Here is a 19,282-nt window from a genome sequence, read left to right on the forward strand (position 1 = left end):
GTTAAATTTTTCGTCTCCACAAAATCCATCTCTCGATTTTTCTTGCTTTAAGAGGCAGTTTGAGCCTTATTTTCCTACAATCTTACTGTTTGAAGGAGTGCAAAGGTACTATTATTTGTTTGTTATGCAAACTATTGATGGAATATTTTATAAATATTTTCAATCGATAATTTTTACCCTTAAAATTTAAACACTTTCTTTCTGAAGTAGAGCCGGAATTGTTTTTAAAATCAACTTAATGTCGTTTTTAAAACTTTGATTTTTGGCGTAGGTATTATCCAACATCAACCTTTCATCTTCGCTCATATCTCCTTTTCCACGTTTTTCTACCTGCCATAAACCTGTAATTCCGGCAGGGGCGGCAAAGCGAAGAACATATTTATCTGTGGTTAGTTTTTCAGCTTCGTAAAGTGGGAGCGGTCTGTTGCCTACAATACTCATATCACCGATAATTACGTTCCAAAGCTGAGGAAGTTCATCAATACTGGTGTTTCTTATAAAATTACCCACTTTGGTAATCCGTGGATCGTTCTTGATTTTAAAGAAAGCAGAGCCTGCATTGGCGTTTTTGGAAGTGATAAAATCTTTTTCGCACCATTGAATGTTATCGGCATAAAGCGGGTATTGGCACTTACCTTCTGCGGCGCATTGGGTACACAAAGTTTGGTTGCTAACTTCTTCTGCTTTATCAATTCCCGCATCAATATCATATTGATTTAGGTGTTTTAAATCTTTTATTCTTTGGTCGGCGTTAACAAACATCGATCTAAATTTGTAAAATCTAAAAACCCTAAAACCGGTTCCTGCTCTTAAAGAGTAATAAAATACAGGCCCTTTAGATTCTAATCGAATTAAGACATAAATAATTACAAATAATGGCGCAAAGCAAATGAGTGCCATACCTGCAAAAAACACATCAAATACGCGTTTGGCAAAGCCGATATTTTTAATTGGGGGTACTTCCGATTTGATATTGTCCTTTAAATTATCCCAATTATCGATTAAAAAATTAATTCTCTTTTCTATTCGTTTTGCTTTAAGCGGAATGCGGAAAACATCAGAAATTCCTGCTGATAGCGCCAATACACGAAGATTGGGGTTGAAATAATTTACAACCAGAAAAAATGGAACGATTGGATGTTCTTTTTTATTAAGGGTTTCAATCAGCGATAAGCCAGCTGGTGCCATAATCTCACTGTAAGAAATTATAGCCACGATGTTAAGCTGATCATCCATCCACGATGAAGCCATTTTCATTCCATTTTCGAAACGAACCAATGTTTTATTTCCAAAATTGCAGTTTTCAAATAACTCGGCAGAAATATTGTCGAACCCTATAAGTGCAATTATCGGTGTTTTGGTTTCAGCGTTAATTTCCTCGATCATATTACTATGCACTCAATTTCCCCATGCGTCTTAAAACCACTCTTATTCTAGCTTCTAGCTCTGCTGGGTTAAATGGTTTTACTACAAAATCATCAGCTCCTGCATCTAAACACTTTATTCTTTTATCAGAACTTTCCTCGCCCGATAAAATGATAATCGGAACAGAATTGAAGAAATCACTTACTTTAACCTGTTGAATTAATTCTAATCCACTTAATTTTGGCGTATTTAAATCGGCGATAACCAAATCAGGAATGTTTCCGTTTTGCATGTAAGCCAGAGCATCCATTCCATTCGATCTGATTTCGATAATGTAAGTCGTACTTAAAATCTCTTCAAGTATGGCCTGCATAAATACATCATCTTCAACTATAAGTATATTAATTGTTCGGGTACTGGATAAATTCATTTTAATAGGGCGATTTAAAACTATGCTCTTAATACGTAAAAAGGCTTAAGAGAGATTTATAAAAGTAATATTCTTTATTACAGAAATGTTACTGGTATGGTTATTATTTTATTAAATATCAAATCATCTTTTTATTTGAGATTTGAATTTCATGATCGTTAAGAAGTATATGTTTCTGCTTATATTTAAAGATTCTGAGTTTTATTTACGTTTATTACAGTAAAAAAATTTGCCAAACCCAGTTTATTCTTGCGCACATTTCAATCGATACTTCAAGTTTCTTTGGTTGTAGAAACATTTTAGGTGCGAATGTTTGTTGCTGAACAATGTTTTTAAGATTAAATAGGTGATGGTTAGTGCAATTATAAAAAAAAAAGCTGATCAAACTACAAATTGATTTTAGAATAATAATTAATTGATTTTTATTTTTCAGCAAAACTTAGTCATACCGGCTCTAATCAAATACTTTAAGATTAGAGATTAAATCAGTTTGATGATTAAGTTTACAAAGTCGTATGTAAAAAATTGTAAAAAGTGTAGTTCTTTATCTTTTTAAATTTTAAACTTCTATCTTTAAGTTTTATTCTTTGCAATGAATTTTCTTCGAAATAAAGTCTGCAAGGGAATATTTTGACCATTTCTTAAATTGGTCTACTTTACAGTGTCGGTCATCTACTAATATTAAACGCTCATCAGAATTCAGTTTCTGAACAATTAAATTATCCATAAATAAAATGAGTATATCCCAGTTTTCGTTCAGCAAAAAGCAGCTCAATCGCCTCTTCCCATTGTACATTCTCATCAATAAAGATTTGTTTATAGAAGATTGTGCCACTGAAATTGAAAAGCTTTGTGAAGATTGCACCGCAGGCTCTTTTGCAGATCATTTTATATTGGATAAAAACTCTCCTGATGTTTTAACTTTCGATTTCTTAAAATCACTCAACAGCCAATCGGTAAATTTTAAAGTAAAACACAGTACCGAATACACCATAAATGGGAATATAGAGGTCTTGGAGGCCGAAAACCAGATTCTTTTTACAGGAACATCTTACGATTTGGCAACCACTGATCTTGCTTCTGTACCCGCTAGTAGTAAAGAAGAGCAACTGCGAACTTTATCTACAATTGCAGAAATTAACATCAACACCATTATTATAACCGATAATGAAGATAAAATAACTTGGGTAAATAAGAGTTTTAGCGAAATGACGGGCTATACTTTTGAAGAGGCATTGGGTAAAAAACCCGAACATTTATTAAATGGTGAAAATACGAGTCAGGCAACACTCGATTATTTAAACAGTCAGGTTAAAAAAGGACTGGCGTTTAACGCAGATATTTATAATTACTCAAAATCTGGTAAGCCATATTGGGCAAGGGTAAAAGGTCAGCCCATCCACAATCAAAATGGAGAGCTTACCGGCTTTTTTGCATTAATTGAAGATTTTACCAAAGAGAAAGAGGCTCAAGAACTTTTAAAAGAATCTGAAAACCGCTTCAGGTTGGCATTGGAGAAAATAGGAAATGTTTGGGAACACGATTTTAGAACTGGTAAAACCATTTTCTCTAAAACCAATAACGAATTTTGGGGCTACTCTGATGATGATTTAGTTGCAAACGAAGTGGTTTGGTGGGATAAAGTTCAAAAGGAGGATTTTCATCTTCTGTTCGAAAACTTCAAAAAATACAAACGCGGACAAATAGATTCGCATAATGAAGAATATCGCATCATCCATAAAAATGGAGATGTTAAATGGGTATTGGATCGCGGGGTAGTTATTGAAAAGGATGAAAACGGAAAGCCTTTGCGAATTGTAGGTACGCACACCGATATTACACCAATCAAAAAAACAGAACTCGAGCTAGAACAACACGTACGACAATTTAGATCACTTTCTGAAAATATTCCGGGTGTAATTTACGAGTATGAATACAGGGAAGATGGAACTGATGGATTGCGTTATATTAGTCCGGCGGTTGAACGTGTTTTTGGCATTACGGCAGAAGAATTTTGGAATGGGAAATACATTTCTCCAATAGATCAGGCTCGAATTGATCGCAAGCAACAGCACAGTAGAACAACACTAGAACCCTTTTACGATGAATCGGAAATTACAATTCCCGGTTTGGATACCCGCTGGTATGCCGTACACTCTGCTTATTCGTACACGAGTCAGGATAATGCCAAGGTATTTACAGGTTTTATGGCCGATATTACAGAACGTAAAACGGTAGAAGAATCATTACGGGTTAATGAGGAAAAATATAGAAGCATTTTAGCCAATATGAAGCTGGGTATGGTAGAAGTAGATAATGATGGTTACATTACCTATGCCAACAACAGTTTCTGCCACATGTGCGGTTTTACCATCCCAGAGCTGATAGGAAAAAGTGCCGGTGATATGTTTCTTTCTCCAGAAAAGGGTTATTTAGAACAAGATAATCTGAAAAAACGTCAAGATGGAATTGCGGATGCGTATGAGGTAGAGACCAAAAATAAAAACGGCGAAAAGAAATGGTGGTTGGTAAGTGGTGCACCACGTTATAACGATAAATCTGAATTGGTTGGTTCAATCGGAATCCATTTAGATATTACGGATCAAAAATTACAGGAAATAGAACTTATTGCGGCTAGAAACGAAGCCGAAGATTTGGCTGCAACCAAGGAAACCTTTTTGGCCAACATGAGTCATGAAATGCGTACACCTATGAACGCCATCATGAGTATGACCAATCAATTGGCCAAAACCGATTTGGGTACCGAGCAAGAATTTTATCTAGAAACCATTCAAAAAGCATCTAAAAGTCTTTTGGTGATTATAAATGATGTACTTGATCTTTCTAAAATTGATGCAGGCAAACTGAGTTTAGAAAACATCGGTTTTAATTTAGTTGATGTACTTCAAAACTCAATGCAGGTAATTACGCATAAAGGGGAGCAGAAGGGACTTGATTTAAATAATTATTATTTCGATAGCAAAATTGCACCGGTTTTAATTGGCGATCCCTATCGGATAAATCAAGTTTTACTTAACCTAATGACGAATGCCGTTAAGTTTACAGAAAAGGGTTCTGTAGATTTAAGTTGTAAGGTGGTAACGGATAAGCTCAACTCTCAAGTAATCGAAGTTTCGGTAAAAGATACTGGGATAGGGATGGAGAAATCCTTCGTTACCCATCTGTTCGATAAATTTAGTCAGGAATACGAGTCGGTAAGCCGTAAATATGGTGGTACAGGTTTGGGAATGAGCATTTGTAAAAACCTGATTAAACAAATGGGTGGGGAAATTTTTGTAGAAAGCGTTAAAAATGTAGGTTCTACAATCTCCTTTGTTTTAGAGTTGCCCAAAGGTGTAGCGGAAGATATGCCAGAAAAAGTGGTAACCGAATTTAGTGAAGAGTTTTTGCTGGGCAGAAAAATCTTGATCACAGATGATAACGACTTGAACAGATTGGTCGCATCTATTTTGCTTTTGGATTTTGGGGCTACAGTTATGGTTGCGGAGAATGGATTAATGGCGCTCGATATGATTGCCAATGATCAATTTGATGTGGTTTTGATGGATATTCAGATGCCAATTATGAATGGTTATGAAACCACACGTAGGTTACGTGAAATGGGAAACCACATTCCAATTATTGCGCTAACGGCTTCGGCGATAAAGGGCGAAAGAGAAAAATGCATCGCTGCTGGAATGAACGATTACATAACCAAGCCAATTGATGAAGAAACGTTTTTAAAAACAATAGATAAGTGGATTAACAAAGATGAGGATGCTCAGCTTGAAGATGGACCTAAAATGGAAGAACCTTTATACAATTTATCTTCTTTGCGAGTAATCAGCAAGGGAAGAGAAGACTTTGTGAAAAAAATGGTAGATATGTTTTGTGAGCAAATGCCACCAATGGTAAATGAGCTAAAGGAAGCGTACGAAAGCCATAACCTAGAGCACATGGGCTCGGTTGCACACAAACTAAAATCTAGTATTGATCATTTAAATATGACCACAATTCAGCGTGTAATTAGAGATATTGAGGGCTTCGGCAACGAAAGAATCAATGATCCTTCTCTAGAAGACGCGATAAAAAATGTGGGTGAAACGGTTAATGCCGTAATCTCAATGCTTAAAGTAGAATTTCCTTCGGAAGCTACAGAGGCGTAAATGCCAAATTTACAGTTTGTGCTATATCGATTACTCTAGCGCAAGCGTCCGCTTGTGCTAAAAAGAATATTGAAAGGCACAAGCGGACACTTGCGCCAGATACCCCAGTTTATTTAAGGTTATTAGAGCACAAGCATCCGCGTAAACAACCCTCCTTCATAACTTAATATTAAAGCATAAACACTGTTATTTAAGAATAGTGGTTTATGCTTTTTGGTTTATTATCAATACGTTATAAACATTTGCTTAAATCTTTTGTGAATAAAATACCGTAAACACGGTATTTCTATAGAAAAATTTAATTGTAGATTTATTATAGTAAATGTGCATTAACAAACAGACATTTCCATGCCCGATTTCTTAGTTGGATTTCGACTGGCTTCCATTTTAGTTTGAATAAAGTCTATTTAAGATTTCTAGCCATTTACTTTACTTTCCTTTTTCTAAAATTATTTCTGTATTGATACATTAACTAATCATTGAAATGGCTAAATCTACCTCCTTCCAAAACCAATTAAATCTTGTCCACGATTTAGTGGTAAAACCAGATGAAAATCCTGAAAGGCTAAATACCTTGTTGGGCATGCTCAAAAAATCGGATGTTGCCGTTGAAAGCAATCTGTTTTTGAAAACTGAAAACCCAGATCTGGTTGCGCAGAACATTCGAAGCAATGAATTGCTTCAAAATTTTTCTAGGCTAAAGCCAGATGTGAAAGAAAATGAGCAGTTGGTGGTACGTAGGGAAGCGCCCCTATCCATTTTGGGAAATCTGGAAAATCTGGCCAGCTCCAAAAATCTTTTTTCACTTAATCCACTGGCGCAATCCTCTCAAACACTTGGGCCATTTACCGCAAATGATGGAAGATTGTTTTGGTATGATTTTTTTAATTACGAAAAACTGGTGCCCATTTATTTAGCCGGAGAAACTAAGCCATTAATGTTGTTGCCTTTAAAACTTTCTAAAATTGGCAGACCTGTTGCCGAATACACCTTAGCGAAAGGCAGCATTTGGATTCGTGCAGATTTGTTTTCCATTCAGGCCAGTGCTACCAATTATACCGGCTTTAAAATTACTTCAGGAAAATTAACGCTCTCTAAAATAATTTCGGTACTAAGCGATACACTTAAAATTACTGCCGATATTGGTTTTAGGCTAGATTTAGTTTTGGATAATTCTTTTACCAATAAAGGAGAAACCAATTTTGGGATAGATTCTAGAAATGCCAATGTAAAGCCACCAGAACTTTTAAATCTTCAATACACAAATAAAAAAATCTCTATCTCCAGAATGGGTCCTGCCAGCTGGGAACTTTATGGCGACCGCAGGCTTTTTACTTTTGCCGGAAAGGAAACGAGTTACAGCTCAGATTTGGGGAAGATACTTATTCCGCTTTCGTCAGATAATCCAGAGTTTTCCATCCGTGATAATGAATCTTCATTTTTTAAAATTGAGGGAACAAGTAAGGTAAGGGCATCAGTTTGGTGCTTATCATTAAATCAACTCGATGTAGCCAAACCTTTTTCCATCCGCAATAATGGTGCACTTGGCATCAGCACAGAGCAAGGTTTAACCTGTAGCTGGCAAGGAATTGATGCTCGCTTGCCCGTTTATTTATCTCGGCCATTAATTTTGGCAGAACCGGGGTTGTTCGTGGTCCACGAAATAAATGCAGATTTTAAGGGCTTAAAAGAAGATTACAAACTTTGGGATCGGGATGAAACTTCTGGAATAAAAGCAGGAGCGACTTTATCCTTTATGGGCAAAAAGAAGTTGGATTATACCTGCGCAGAAGAAGGTATTGAAGGTATTGCAACTGTAGTTGATGCCACAATTGAAACCGATAAACCCATTCGTGCCGATGGAATTCCAGTAGCTCCAAAAACGCTTGATAGCATTTACGTTAAATATGTTTCGCCAACACTTGCTGAAATGATGCTGATTGATCAGGATATGAAAACAGAAAGTATTGTTGCTTCATCAGAAAATTTAATATCCAAACTTAAGTTTACAGCAATTAAAAAAATAACAAGGCCATATCAATTCGCCTTGGAAAATGCTTATCTGTTAACTACGCCACCCGCCACGCTAATTTTAAATGGAAGTTTTAATCCAGAGAATATTCTAACCAAAGGGAAGCTAATTATTTTATATGGCTTAACGGATTTGGTGCCCATGTTGCCCCATCCATATACCTCAGAAGTTTTATTTCAAAATTTGAGAAAAGCTTCTGCATTTAGTGATGTAGCGAGTTTTAATCAAAGTTTGATGGGCGCTTTAACTTCCACCTGCGATTGGAAACAGGATGAGCAAAACATCGCCTTGGTTGATGTGGATTTCAAATTATTTTACGATCAAAAACAGGTTGTTCCATCCATGATCCAAACACCTGTGGTAAGCGAGAATAGCGAAAATCACGGGATAGAAATGTTTGCTTCACAAGAATCTGGCAGTTTATCTAAACTAGGCGCTTCTCGTGGCATAGACTCTAAAATATTTAGAAGTCCGAGGGTTTTTTCACTACTTGATTTAAGTACAAATTATGATCTTCTCGGCGTATCGATGTCATTTAACCAGGTGCGGTCTATTAGTCAGAGTTTTGCCAAAATAAAACAGGTTTCCGAACAGGTGGTTACCATCGAGAAAATGAATTTGCGTACACCAATGGCGATGTTAAATGGTTATACGCTTCCGCATATTTCTTGGGAGCCAGTAGTAAATATTACGGAGCCAGGCATAAGTGATGATCCAGATAAAGGGATTATTGGTTATAAAGATCAAGGACCTGCAACGGTATTTACGCAATTTGATAGTACCGTAATTGATATAGATCCACTAAAATATATAGAAAGATTTCAACACAACCTTAAGCCAGAGGAGCAGGGTGAAGAAATACCCATAAATCCGCTTCAGAAAAAACCAAATTTAGGAAGTAGTGTGTTATTTGGTTTGCCAAATGGAAAGGTTTCTATCGCCATGCTTACCCCATTTAATCCACAGCAGGCCACTATGAATAATCGGCATCTGGACTTTATTACGCCAAGTTTCAATAACGAAAAATTAAGAGGCGGATTGCAACTTCGGATTTCCGCAAACACTGCGCTAAATCCAGAATCGTTCCCTCCAGAATTGTTTGGTGCAACGGTGCAAATGAAAAACTCCACCGATTGGAACGGAAATAGTATTCCTCAAAGTATTTTGGGCAAAGATGTACACCGTATTTTTAACAATACTTTCGCATCTAACCTCGGCAAAACCGGTGTTCCGCTAACGCACATAGATTTTTCTGGTTATGGCGCCAGTACGTACAGCAATTGGCTGGCACCCTTGGCCAAGTTCGCAGATATTGCGCAGGTAAAGTTTGATGTAATGCGTGGAAGATTGGCGCATGAAGTTGTACAGGCGGTAAGTATGGTTTATCCTTATGGAATTTGCGTGGTAAGGACCATTACTTTTTATAGGCGCAATAATGCCATTGTTTATCGAGAAGATAGTGGCTGGGTAGCTAAGAGTGATGGTATCTACGATTTTTCTTTTATTGGAAAGGATGAAAACGACAATCCCAAAAATTTCCCAAATCCATATATTTTCCACCCGGGTTTGGTTGGAGGCTTCTTCAATGTACACAACATTAAAGAAGTTGAAGGCGATAGCATCTCTATTGATTATGCTCCAGGCGGAGGAGATTATTTTAAAAATAGTGCCGATGATTTCGTGCATGATGCTGGTAGTGGTAATCCGCAAACAGCAGAACTTGTGGGTATTACTTTCGATGCTGATGTGAATATGGATATTGACGGAAAGGGCAGTTACAAAAAAGTAACAGGAAGGCAGTTTAAAGGCTATTTACAACTTTCGCCACAAGGTGTTCCGATTCCAAAATCTGTTTTTAGCGAATTGATGATGCGCAATCAAAACTCAATCGGTGGAAATGTAGATTGCTTATTAAATTTGGGCGGAACCGATCAGAAGATTTTGGTTAATCGGGTAGATGTTTCTGCTTCCTATCAAAATGACGATAAAGGAGAAATAATTTTTGTTTCAGCCGCAAGAGGATCAGTTCAATTGCCTGCCGATGGAAGTTGGAGCGTGGTGGAAGTAGACAAAAAAACGGGCGATGTACTTCCGGTAAGCAACAAACAAAGTGTTCCCATTATTCGAGAAGGTGAACGCGACCGCCTAAATCCAGAATTTATTGTTCCTATTTCATCAAAAGTTTCGAAGGTTGCTTTTGCAGATGCTCTTCTTAATGGAGAGGGATCATTTGCCAAACGTTTTGGTTTTGTGCAGAATACCGGCACTCAAAAACTCTTGCTTACCGATCCTAGATATAACTCAGATCAAATTACTTCTGTGCTGAGCGATGCACCTTTATTGGCCGATAGCTTTAGGCTGTTAAATAGTAAAGGACCTTTTCCAAATTTGGGCAATGCACTAAAAATAGAAGACATTGTAGAGTCGGTAACCGATATTGTGACAGATGGATTAAAAAAAGAGATAAAGAAATTTAAACTTCCCGATGATCTTACTTTCGATATTATCGGCAAAGCAAATGATCCTTTTAGAATGTACATTCAGTATAAAAGTGAAAACAAGGATGGAGAAAAATCAAATACATTAATAGATTATGTAACCAATTCTGAAGTTGAGGAGAAATGGAAAAACGAAATGGGCAATATGAGTATTGTTGTCGATTTGGCATCTTTCAAATCCTTAATGACCATCAGTGGCGATTTTAAAGCAGGTGTAAAAGTAAGTCCTAATTTTGGTTCTAACGCAGAAAATGCACCTCAACTTAAACTTGCAGAACCGCTGGAGAAAATTTATCAGATTCTGGAATTTTTGGATAATCTAGATCCAACCCAGCCAGTTGAAGCGGTTAAAAAAGGTTTAAAAATTGCCATGAGCAATAATGCCGATTCATGGGATTATAAATTTAAGGCCGATAAGGAAATTCCATTCGTTAAATTTCCCTTTGATCCAATAAATTACAACTCGCCTACAACGCCATTAAAGTTAGATGCATCCTTTAAAATTGGTTGCTACTTTAATCAGCCCATCAAAATTCCAAATACCATCGATGAAGTAATGCCTTCCGCCGGAGCATTTTTAGAACTCGGTGCAGATTTACGTGTAATGTGTGTTTCCCTGGCGGCTGCAACTATTTATGCAACCGGAAGAGCAGAAGTTGGGCTCGTTGCCGATCTCAAACATTCGCCAACACTGTATTTTAAATTCGGTTTTGGGGTAGAGCTTTGTGTAGGCTTGCCAGTAATTGGCAGCGTTGCCGTAATGTATATGGTTGGTGTAGATATATCGCTCAATACCGAAGAAGTAATTATCGGGGCATTTATCTATTTCAGAGGCCGAGCAGAAATTTTTGGAGGTATTGTAACCATTACCATTCAAATAGAAGCGGCGGGCAAAATTCAGAAACAACTTGGCGGTGGGCCAACCAGCTGTATTGCCATGTGCACTTTCGCTTTAGACATCAGCATTTTTTGGGTTATCGACATCAATTTTACCGAAACTTGGGAAGAAACCCGTCAAATTGCTTAATCCAATTACCTAAACCTTATTTGCGATTATTATGGAACCAACAACACTTTGCATCCTAACATTCCCTCAATCTTATAAAAACGGGCGACTTACTTTTAACATTGTAATCATTCCGAGAAATTTAAATCCATTATTGCCGTTAAAAGATGGCTTGGCGGCCTTTGCCGATGCCCAGCTCCAGTTTAAGTCGATGGTTATTAATAGCTTGGATGGTTTGCCCTTAACAGGAAGCATATCTTCAAACCCAGTAATCACTTTGGAAAACCCAGTGGTATCTACCCGCAACACTTGGGAAGCACTGAAAAAACAAATGGAGCTGAGCGATGGAATGAAAATAGACGATATCGAAACTAAAAAAGATGCACAGCGAGCAGGTGCCGATGTAAACCGATACAAAGAAAGGTCTATTCGTAAGTACCTGCCAGAAAGTTATCGAAGTGCATTCAACTTTGTGCGGGCAAAAACCAAGTATGCTTTAAGTGGCGATGAATATTCATGTGCCGTTAAAAATAAAAATAACGACAATACCGATCGGAATACACAAAGAAATACTTTATCCTGGGGAAAAGTTGTTGCTTTTTGTTTAAGAAATCCGGCATTGGCCGAAAAGGTTGGACTCATTTATAAAGCATCAATCGAGTTAAATCCCGATGAAAAACTTTTTGAACAAGGTGGATGGCTTTATACCGAATTGGCTTCTGGAAGCGACTTTGATAGCACTGCAAAAATGAAATATGCAGCAAGAATTCCTGCACTTAAAGGTTTAACCGAGCGGGTACTGTTTTCTGCTGTACAGTTTCCAGTTGCAGATGCGATTGACAATCTTGGCTACGATGAAATTTTAAGAGATGCAATGGTTTATGATGATGGCTTTGCCAAAATTGTACATTCAAACCAGCCTATTAATCAAGATTTATTGCAAGAAAAAGATAACTCGAACCCGCCGTTAAAAGATATTGGCATTCGTTTGGGGTGGGATGATGAGCAAATTGCCATTTGGTACAATAGGCAGATGTTGCAAAAAGAAGAGCAAAGCGGAGCTACGATAGATGCGCCTTTGGGTGTATTTGGCTATCGATTGGATGTTCGCAAATTGGGTGAAGATAAATGGCTTTCTCAAAATAGTTTGGTGGTGCAACAAACCACCGCACTGGATGGTGGTGCAATCCCAATTTCTGTAGTTGGCGATATTTTAGAACCTGGAACAGAAGTACATCCTGCAGCGCATGGCGATTCGGAAGGAGAAGGTTTTTGGCTTCCGATGTATTTTAGCAGTTGGGCTGGAAAAGCGGTTTCCATTGCAGATAAAGATGCAGAAGACATCAATATGCTTACTGCCGATCAAATGATTGCGCCCCGTCCTGAGATCCAAAACAGCATTAACAATATTCCAAAACGGGTTGCTCATCCTTATCTGGCAAATCCAGAATATGTGCTTCCATTGGTTTATGGCGAAGATTACGAATTTAGAGTTCGGTTAATGGATATTTCTGGTGGTGGACCAAAAGCTGAAGATAAAGCCTTAAATGGTGGCGAAAGGCCAATAGCGCATCAACATTTTAAAAGATATATTGCTGCGGGAGCTATGAATATTGTAACGATGAAGGATCGATACAATGCTTTGCCCACAGGAAGTGTACTGAAAGACACGAGTATTCTTCAAAACATTCTCGATGAAAATAATCCCATATTAAAAATAAAAAGACCGTTATTGGGTTATCCGGCAGTGGTTTTTACTGGGAAATATTCAAATGCTGTCGACCAATTAAAAGCCATTCTAGGGAATTTAACTGGGGATCAAGTTGGTGTGGATATTGGTTTGGCAGATCCTGATGTAGAATTCTTCAAAATCAGAGTAGAGGTAAAGGGCTTGGAGATGGACAACGGACGTTCGGAAAACGGCAGAGAGCCATACTTTTTACTATTTGAAAAAGAATTTCAAATTGATAAAGCAGAAAATGATTATGATCAGGAATTCGTACTTAGGATTGTTCATCAGGATATTAACGTAATCGATTTAACGAGTGGCTTTGGTAGCGGTGGTGCTAAAAATGAATTGGTTTTGCCAACTTCCAGACATTTAAGGTTAACTTTTATCCCACTAATTAAAAATACCGATAACGATTACGCAGATAGTGGAATTGCCGAAGGAAAGAAATTGGTGATGACTTCTTATCAGCCTTCGCTTAATGAGGTTGGTTTACTCTCCAAAATTGATACTGGTTACAAAGCGATTTATCTTCAGCCCGAACATCCGGTAGATCAACATAAGGTTAAGGGTTTTGGCAACATTTTAGAGCTGAATTTCATTAATAGTTCCACTCCAATAGAATTGAGCCGATTGGCAGATGCTTTTAATTTGGTTGCCCATAACCTAACGCTTGAGGGTGAAAAAGGAACTCGCGTACAATTTGGATGTTCTAATTTAATGAGACACTCACTGGCACCAGATGCTTCTTCACTTACCTTTTCATCATTAGGCGAATTATTTAACCACTGGATCATTGGAGTCGATTTTACTTTGTTGAGAGATTGGTCTTGGGATGGTTTAAAAAGACAAAGCATCACAATTTCTAGAGGCTGGAAAGCTAATCGAGGTGGAAAAATAGGAGATGTTATTGAAATAGGTACTATAAATGTTTCGGATACGGCTTCTATGAACTCACTTCAGGATGCAGATCGCCAATATTCTCGTTTGATTTTTATGGATGCTTTCGATCCCAAACAAACCTTTGATGATTTTCCATCTGGTGCAGTCCTTACCTATTTTATTAAAGTGAACTTTGAAGAGGGTGTTAATGGCGAAACTGGTTCTGATGCTTGGAATGGTATTATCGAATTACCGGTTACCATTATTCCGAAACAGATTCCCAAATTGATTTCTGCCGGAATTGCATTATCTCCATACATCGCCGATGCAGAAAAATATGCCTCTACAGAATTTAGACAACGGTTTTTGTGGCTAGAAATGGATCGAGAACCTGATGATGAAAAGGATACTTACTTTGCCAGGGTTTTATCTAATGCACCCGATCCTTTGTTATGTAGCATTAACGAAAAATTGTTGAAATATGATCCAGTTGATCCCGAATTGAACATCAATGATGAAAAAATAAGAATTATTCTGGCCGGTGGGCATGATGATAATGCAGGCATGGGCGCTATGCAACAAATGATTAGAGGAGAAGATGAAAGCGGAAAATCGAGTTTCTATATGTTGCCATTGCCTCCAGGTTTACATGCCGATAGCGATGAATTATTCGGTTTTTTCAGTTACGAAATCCGACTAGGGCATAAAAAGGGATTTTGGACTACCGCACAGGGCAGGTACGGTCGCCCGTTAAGAGCAAATGGCGTTCAGCATCCAGCACCTGCTTTAACTTGTACGGTAATTAGAAGAAAAACCGGATTGTTGGCACGCAAGGCCAATGGTTTAAGGGTAGAAAATAATCTTGAAAATGTATTGAGGAGGGCTCCAAGAAGAGGAGGTTTGGAGTTAGAAGAAACGATATTAACTAGAGCCGTTAGAAATGAAATTGTAATTACGGCTCCGTTTGCAACCGCAGTTTTGAATGGAGAAAATGTTTCTGCAAATCCGCCTCAAACCAGTATGTGGTATATGCTTTATACTCAGGTTAGGCAGGCAGATGGTAAATCGTATCGCAACTTACTTATAGATTCTGGAAATATGCCATACGCACCGCCGAAACGCAAAATTTTAGATCAAGCAGTTTCCTTGCAACCCATACAAGAAGGTACAAAATCCGGACGAGCAATCTTAAAAGTTGAAGACATTCAAGCCAGACTTTTAGAAATGGGGCTTCCGGCAGAGAGCAGTTTAAGTGTACTGTGCGTAGAAATGTTTCCTTTGGATAATCAATGGAGTATAGATTTAAGAAGGCAACGACTTGAAAATATAGCAGGCGAAAGGGGTGAGGAGGCCGAGCTTTTAAATCCTTTAACAACAGGATTGGGTTCTTACCGAATTTACAGAACTTCGGCATTGGTTGCCGTATCGGATGTATGTTGTGATGATTGCTAATACAAAAAATTAATAAGTTAGCGCATATGATGCGGGATCTGTAGAGATCTCGCATTTTTTTTATCCTTTAGAAACCCGAGGTCTTTTCTTTTTAGATGCATCATTACTTCTCGAAAAAACTTTAGGAGCAACAGGAGCTTCTTCGCTAATTTTAATGGTAACTACATTGCCCTTAAAAGTTTCGCCATCCAACATAGATATAATGTTTTTGGCATCTGCCAGATCTGGAATTTCCAAAAACGCATAACCCTTGCATTTTCCTGTGGCCCGATCCCTTACCACTTTTATTGTATCCACGCGACCGTGTAAACTCACGAATATCGCCAGTTCCATTTCCTGAATGTTTTCAGCTAGTCCTCCAATAAAAAGTTTAGGCATAAAATATTGTTTTTCGGATGTTCTTTAAGTTCTTTCGGTAAACTTATTCAGTAATCCGCTAAGAGCATTACAAAATAAAACAATTGAAAGCTGAAATCGAAATTTTAAAGCACGTTTTAAGTAAAAAAAAGATACAATGTGTTGGTATTTAGGTTTTTTTAATTTTTTGAGGAATTTGTAGTAGACTTTTTTAAAGCAAATACTCAAAAGTAACGAAATTAAAATCTTAAGGATTAAGAATATTAACTTAACTGGTTTACAAAGTATAAACTTTTAATTTTTAGAAAGGATAGTTTAAACTTCAATTTTAGTGAGATTTGCCTTAAACATAAATGGTTATAATTTGTACATTGCATATTTAAATATAAAATATGCTCTCAAAAATTGTCTTTGCTAAACAATCTGATCTAGATGATATATTAAGAATCTGGGGTCCTAATAGACAAACATTAGGGCTCATGCCAAAGGATGCGTTTAAGGAAAGTATTGCTAAGAAATGGGTGTTGATTTGCAAAGAGGAGGATAGTACAGTTGGATATTTACAGTTCCGTTTTACTAATCGAACTCAGATACTTTCAATCGTTCATCTCTGTGTTGAGAAAGAATATCGTGGAAAGGGTTATCCTGAATTAATGGTTAATAAGCTTGTTAGTGAATTTAGATCTCAAGCAAGAGGAATCAAACTCAATTGCAGGAGTGATTATAAAAAGGCGGAGGCTTTTTGGAACAGATATGGATTTCAACCAAAAAGTAAACAACCAAGTAGAGGAAATAATCGCAGTATTGAGCTAATAACATGGTGGTACAATTTTGGTGTAAATGATTTGTTTTCAACAAATCAAAACCATAAGGTTAAGGCAATATTAGATTTGAATATTCTTGCAAAGATAATGGAGCCGGCATTAAATGATAATACAAAAGAGCAGATTGCCGAATTAATTAATGACTGGATTGCTACAGAAGTAGAATATTATTATGCCTCAGAAACAATAAATGAATTATTTCGTGATAAAATTAACTCAAGGCAGGAAAAAACTAAACAATTCTTAAAAGATTTTACCGAGCTAAATATTGATAAATCTAGTCTTAAAGATATAGAAAGAGAGCTTTTAAGTATTTATCCTGGTAAAACAGATAATCATATTTCCGATAGAAGGCAAATATCCGAAGCCGTTTTGTCTGGCTTTCCATATTTCATCACCTTGGACGCAGGTATTCTAAAGAATAGCAAAAAGATCCTTGAAAAGTACCCGCTAAAAATCGTTGAGCCATTCCAATTTAGTGCTGAAATTGATTTTTCCATTAATGCAATGGATTATTATCCTAACCAGCTTTCTGCTAATAATTTCTCAGTTTCAAAGTTAAATCCACAGGATAGGGATGGTCTTGAATCTCTTTTTCTAAATACAAGTGGAGGAGAGAGGAAATCAATTTTTAAAACATCACTTGATGGGGTAATTGCAAAGTCAACGGGATGTGTTATGGTGATTAAAGAAGGGATGTCAATTGTTTCAATAGTCGGGTATCATTTGGAAGATGATTATATTCAAGTACCTCTAATCAGAACGAAACAGTACACTCTACGACAAACAATCTTTATGCAAAATATTAATGATCTCGTTAAACTTGCATCCGACAACAATAAATCATTCTTAGCTTTGACGGATCATCATATTACGTCAGTTGAAGCTCAAATTTTACAGGATTATGGTTTTTTTGAAATAGATCAAAAATGGATAAGAGGTGTAAAGAAAGGGTTTTCAACAATAGAGCAACTCAAACAAGATCTTTCCGTTTTCTTAAAAGAGATCCCTCAATTGCGTAATTTTTTAATAAATATAGAAGATAACAAAAACGACCAATATAATTTAAATATGTTATCTCTTGAAAAAGCCTTATGGCCTCTAAAAATTATAGATGCAGAAATTCCGTGTTTTATTATACCGATTAAGCCCCATTACGCTAGAGAATTGTTTGATACAAAAGCCGCTAAAGCTGAGCTCTTTGGTGTGCAACCTAAATTAATTTGGAATAAAGAAAATGTATATTACCGAAATGTAAGTCCCAATGTTGAAAAATTTCCAGCTAGAATATTATGGTATGCTAGCGATAGTCAGCACTCCCCTAGATCAAAAGGAATTGTATGTTCATCTTACTTAAATGAGGTTGTTATTGGTGGGGCGAAAGAGGTTTTTAAAAAATACGAGCGATTTGGCGTGTATTCATGGGAAAAAGATATTATGCCTTTGGCAAAAAATGTTATCGATAAGAATATAAAGATTCTTCGTTTTAGTGACTCTGAGTCCTTTCAAAAGATTGTTACATTGAAGGAAATAAAAAGAATACTCTCAGAGAACGGAGAGAAGGATAATAATTTTCAATCACCAATGAAGATAAAAAATACTACTTTTATGGAAATCTATGCCTTGGGAAAAGGATTAAATTATAAGCCATGAGTAAACTTCTTTTAATTTCGATTAAAGAGAAATACGTTTCTAGAATTATCTCTGGAAGCAAAACTATTGAGCTTAGAAAGGCTCAACCAAAAGTAAAGGCTGGTGATACGGTTATCATATATACCACTCAACCTAAGAAAGCTGTAACAGCTATTGCGACTGTTAAACAAATAATCAAGCTATCACCCCAAAAAATGTGGGAACGTTATGAAAACAACCTCGGTATTACACAAAATGAATTTGAGGATTATTATCAAAATTCGTCAACCGCAGTGGGTATAGAACTATGTAGTATAATACAGTTGGATTCGGAAATTTTATTAAGTGCGATTAAAATGATTCACCCTAGGTTTACGCCTCCTCAAACTTTTAAATATCTCGACAAATTTCAAACTTTTCGAGATTATAAAAATTTATCTAATTAGTTTTTAAATCATAATTCTGTAGACGAGGTTGAAAGAATTATTTTTTGCAATTAACATATAGCAGTTGTTTAAGAATTAGGTTTAGATGGTTAGTGCACAAATTGTCCAATGGCAAATTGTGTCTTGAAATAACGTGGTCGACATTTCGTTATTATTGGTACGATGTGGATTGATACATTCTTAAAATAAAAAAACCTACAGATCATTGATCTGTAGGTTTCTTAAATTTCCTGTAGCCCGTAGGGGAATCGAACCCCTGTTTCCAGAATGAAAATCTGGCGTCCTCACCCCTAGACGAACGGGCCATTCTGACTAACGAATTTGGATTTTGAACTTACGATTTTACTTAATCGTAAGTCGTAATTCTTCAATCGTCATTCAACTTTGTAGCGGGGACACGACTCGAACGTGCGACCTTCGGGTTATGAGCCCGACGAGCTACCAACTGCTCCACCCCGCACTC

General features: G+C 36.9%; 8 protein-coding genes and 2 tRNA genes. 5 read left to right on the forward strand and 5 right to left on the reverse strand.

Features of this window, described 5'->3' with window-relative positions; all coding sequences use genetic code 11:
* Nucleotides 1-186: 186 nt before the first annotated feature.
* Nucleotides 187-1,386, reverse strand: a complete 1,200-nt coding sequence (locus H7U22_RS22990) for a sugar transferase (RefSeq protein WP_187069476.1) — start codon at nt 1,384-1,386, stop codon at nt 187-189.
* 4 nt (nt 1,387-1,390) lie between these two features.
* The gene (locus tag H7U22_RS01010) at nt 1,391-1,795 is read right to left on the reverse strand and encodes a response regulator transcription factor (protein ID WP_187069477.1); all 405 of its coding nucleotides are present in this window, start codon (nt 1,793-1,795) and stop codon (nt 1,391-1,393) included.
* A 734-nt stretch (nt 1,796-2,529) separates the two neighbouring features.
* Here H7U22_RS01010 and H7U22_RS01015 point away from each other — a divergent pair.
* From H7U22_RS01015 to H7U22_RS01025, 3 genes are all read left to right on the forward strand, one after another.
* Entirely contained in the window at nt 2,530-5,961 is a 3,432-nt protein-coding gene (locus H7U22_RS01015) for a PAS domain-containing hybrid sensor histidine kinase/response regulator (RefSeq protein WP_187069478.1), read from the forward strand.
* Between the two features lie 484 nt (nt 5,962-6,445).
* Nucleotides 6,446-11,518 carry a hypothetical protein gene (locus H7U22_RS01020; RefSeq protein ID WP_187069479.1) on the forward strand — a complete coding sequence of 1,691 codons (5,073 nt, stop codon included), beginning with the start codon at nt 6,446-6,448 and terminating at the stop codon, nt 11,516-11,518.
* A 31-nt stretch (nt 11,519-11,549) separates the two neighbouring features.
* Entirely contained in the window at nt 11,550-15,560 is a 4,011-nt protein-coding gene (locus H7U22_RS01025) for a hypothetical protein (RefSeq protein ID WP_187069480.1), read from the forward strand.
* Nucleotides 15,561-15,620: 60 nt separating this feature from the next.
* Here H7U22_RS01025 and H7U22_RS01030 read toward each other — a convergent pair whose 3' ends face one another.
* A complete protein-coding gene (locus H7U22_RS01030; RefSeq protein ID WP_187069481.1) occupies nt 15,621-15,938 on the reverse strand; it encodes an RNA recognition motif domain-containing protein in 318 nt (105 codons plus the stop codon).
* A gap of 371 nt (nt 15,939-16,309) precedes the next feature.
* Here H7U22_RS01030 and H7U22_RS01035 point away from each other — a divergent pair, with 371 nt between their 5' ends.
* Together H7U22_RS01035 and H7U22_RS01040 are read left to right on the forward strand one after the other, a co-directional pair.
* Nucleotides 16,310-18,394, forward strand: coding sequence for a GNAT family N-acetyltransferase (locus H7U22_RS01035; RefSeq protein ID WP_187069482.1), 2,085 nt, complete (start codon nt 16,310-16,312; stop codon nt 18,392-18,394).
* Complete coding sequence (locus tag H7U22_RS01040; protein WP_187069483.1) at nt 18,391-18,819, forward strand: ASCH domain-containing protein; 429 nt, start codon at nt 18,391-18,393, stop codon at nt 18,817-18,819. Before H7U22_RS01035 ends, H7U22_RS01040 begins: the two co-directional genes overlap by 4 nt.
* A 233-nt stretch (nt 18,820-19,052) precedes the next feature.
* Here H7U22_RS01040 and H7U22_RS01045 read toward each other — a convergent pair.
* Both H7U22_RS01045 and H7U22_RS01050 read right to left on the reverse strand, forming a co-directional pair.
* Nucleotides 19,053-19,124: transfer RNA gene (locus tag H7U22_RS01045), tRNA-Glu, on the reverse strand.
* 82 nt (nt 19,125-19,206) lie between these two features.
* A tRNA-Met gene (locus H7U22_RS01050) sits at nt 19,207-19,279 on the reverse strand.
* Between the last annotated feature and the right edge of the window lie 3 nt (nt 19,280-19,282).

Source organism: Pedobacter fastidiosus (genome assembly GCF_014306625.1).
GTDB classification, from domain to species: domain Bacteria; phylum Bacteroidota; class Bacteroidia; order Sphingobacteriales; family Sphingobacteriaceae; genus Pedobacter; species Pedobacter fastidiosus.

Coding starts and splice junctions, on each gene's coding strand:
- H7U22_RS22990 (WP_187069476.1), bottom strand. CDS start 1,386: ATGATCGAGGAAATTAACGCTGAAACCAAAACACCGATAATTGCACTT.
- H7U22_RS01010 (WP_187069477.1), bottom strand. CDS start 1,795: ATGAATTTATCCAGTACCCGAACAATTAATATACTTATAGTTGAAGAT.
- H7U22_RS01015 (WP_187069478.1), top strand. CDS start 2,530: ATGAGTATATCCCAGTTTTCGTTCAGCAAAAAGCAGCTCAATCGCCTC.
- H7U22_RS01020 (WP_187069479.1), top strand. CDS start 6,446: ATGGCTAAATCTACCTCCTTCCAAAACCAATTAAATCTTGTCCACGAT.
- H7U22_RS01025 (WP_187069480.1), top strand. CDS start 11,550: ATGGAACCAACAACACTTTGCATCCTAACATTCCCTCAATCTTATAAA.
- H7U22_RS01030 (WP_187069481.1), bottom strand. CDS start 15,938: ATGCCTAAACTTTTTATTGGAGGACTAGCTGAAAACATTCAGGAAATG.
- H7U22_RS01035 (WP_187069482.1), top strand. CDS start 16,310: ATGCTCTCAAAAATTGTCTTTGCTAAACAATCTGATCTAGATGATATA.
- H7U22_RS01040 (WP_187069483.1), top strand. CDS start 18,391: ATGAGTAAACTTCTTTTAATTTCGATTAAAGAGAAATACGTTTCTAGA.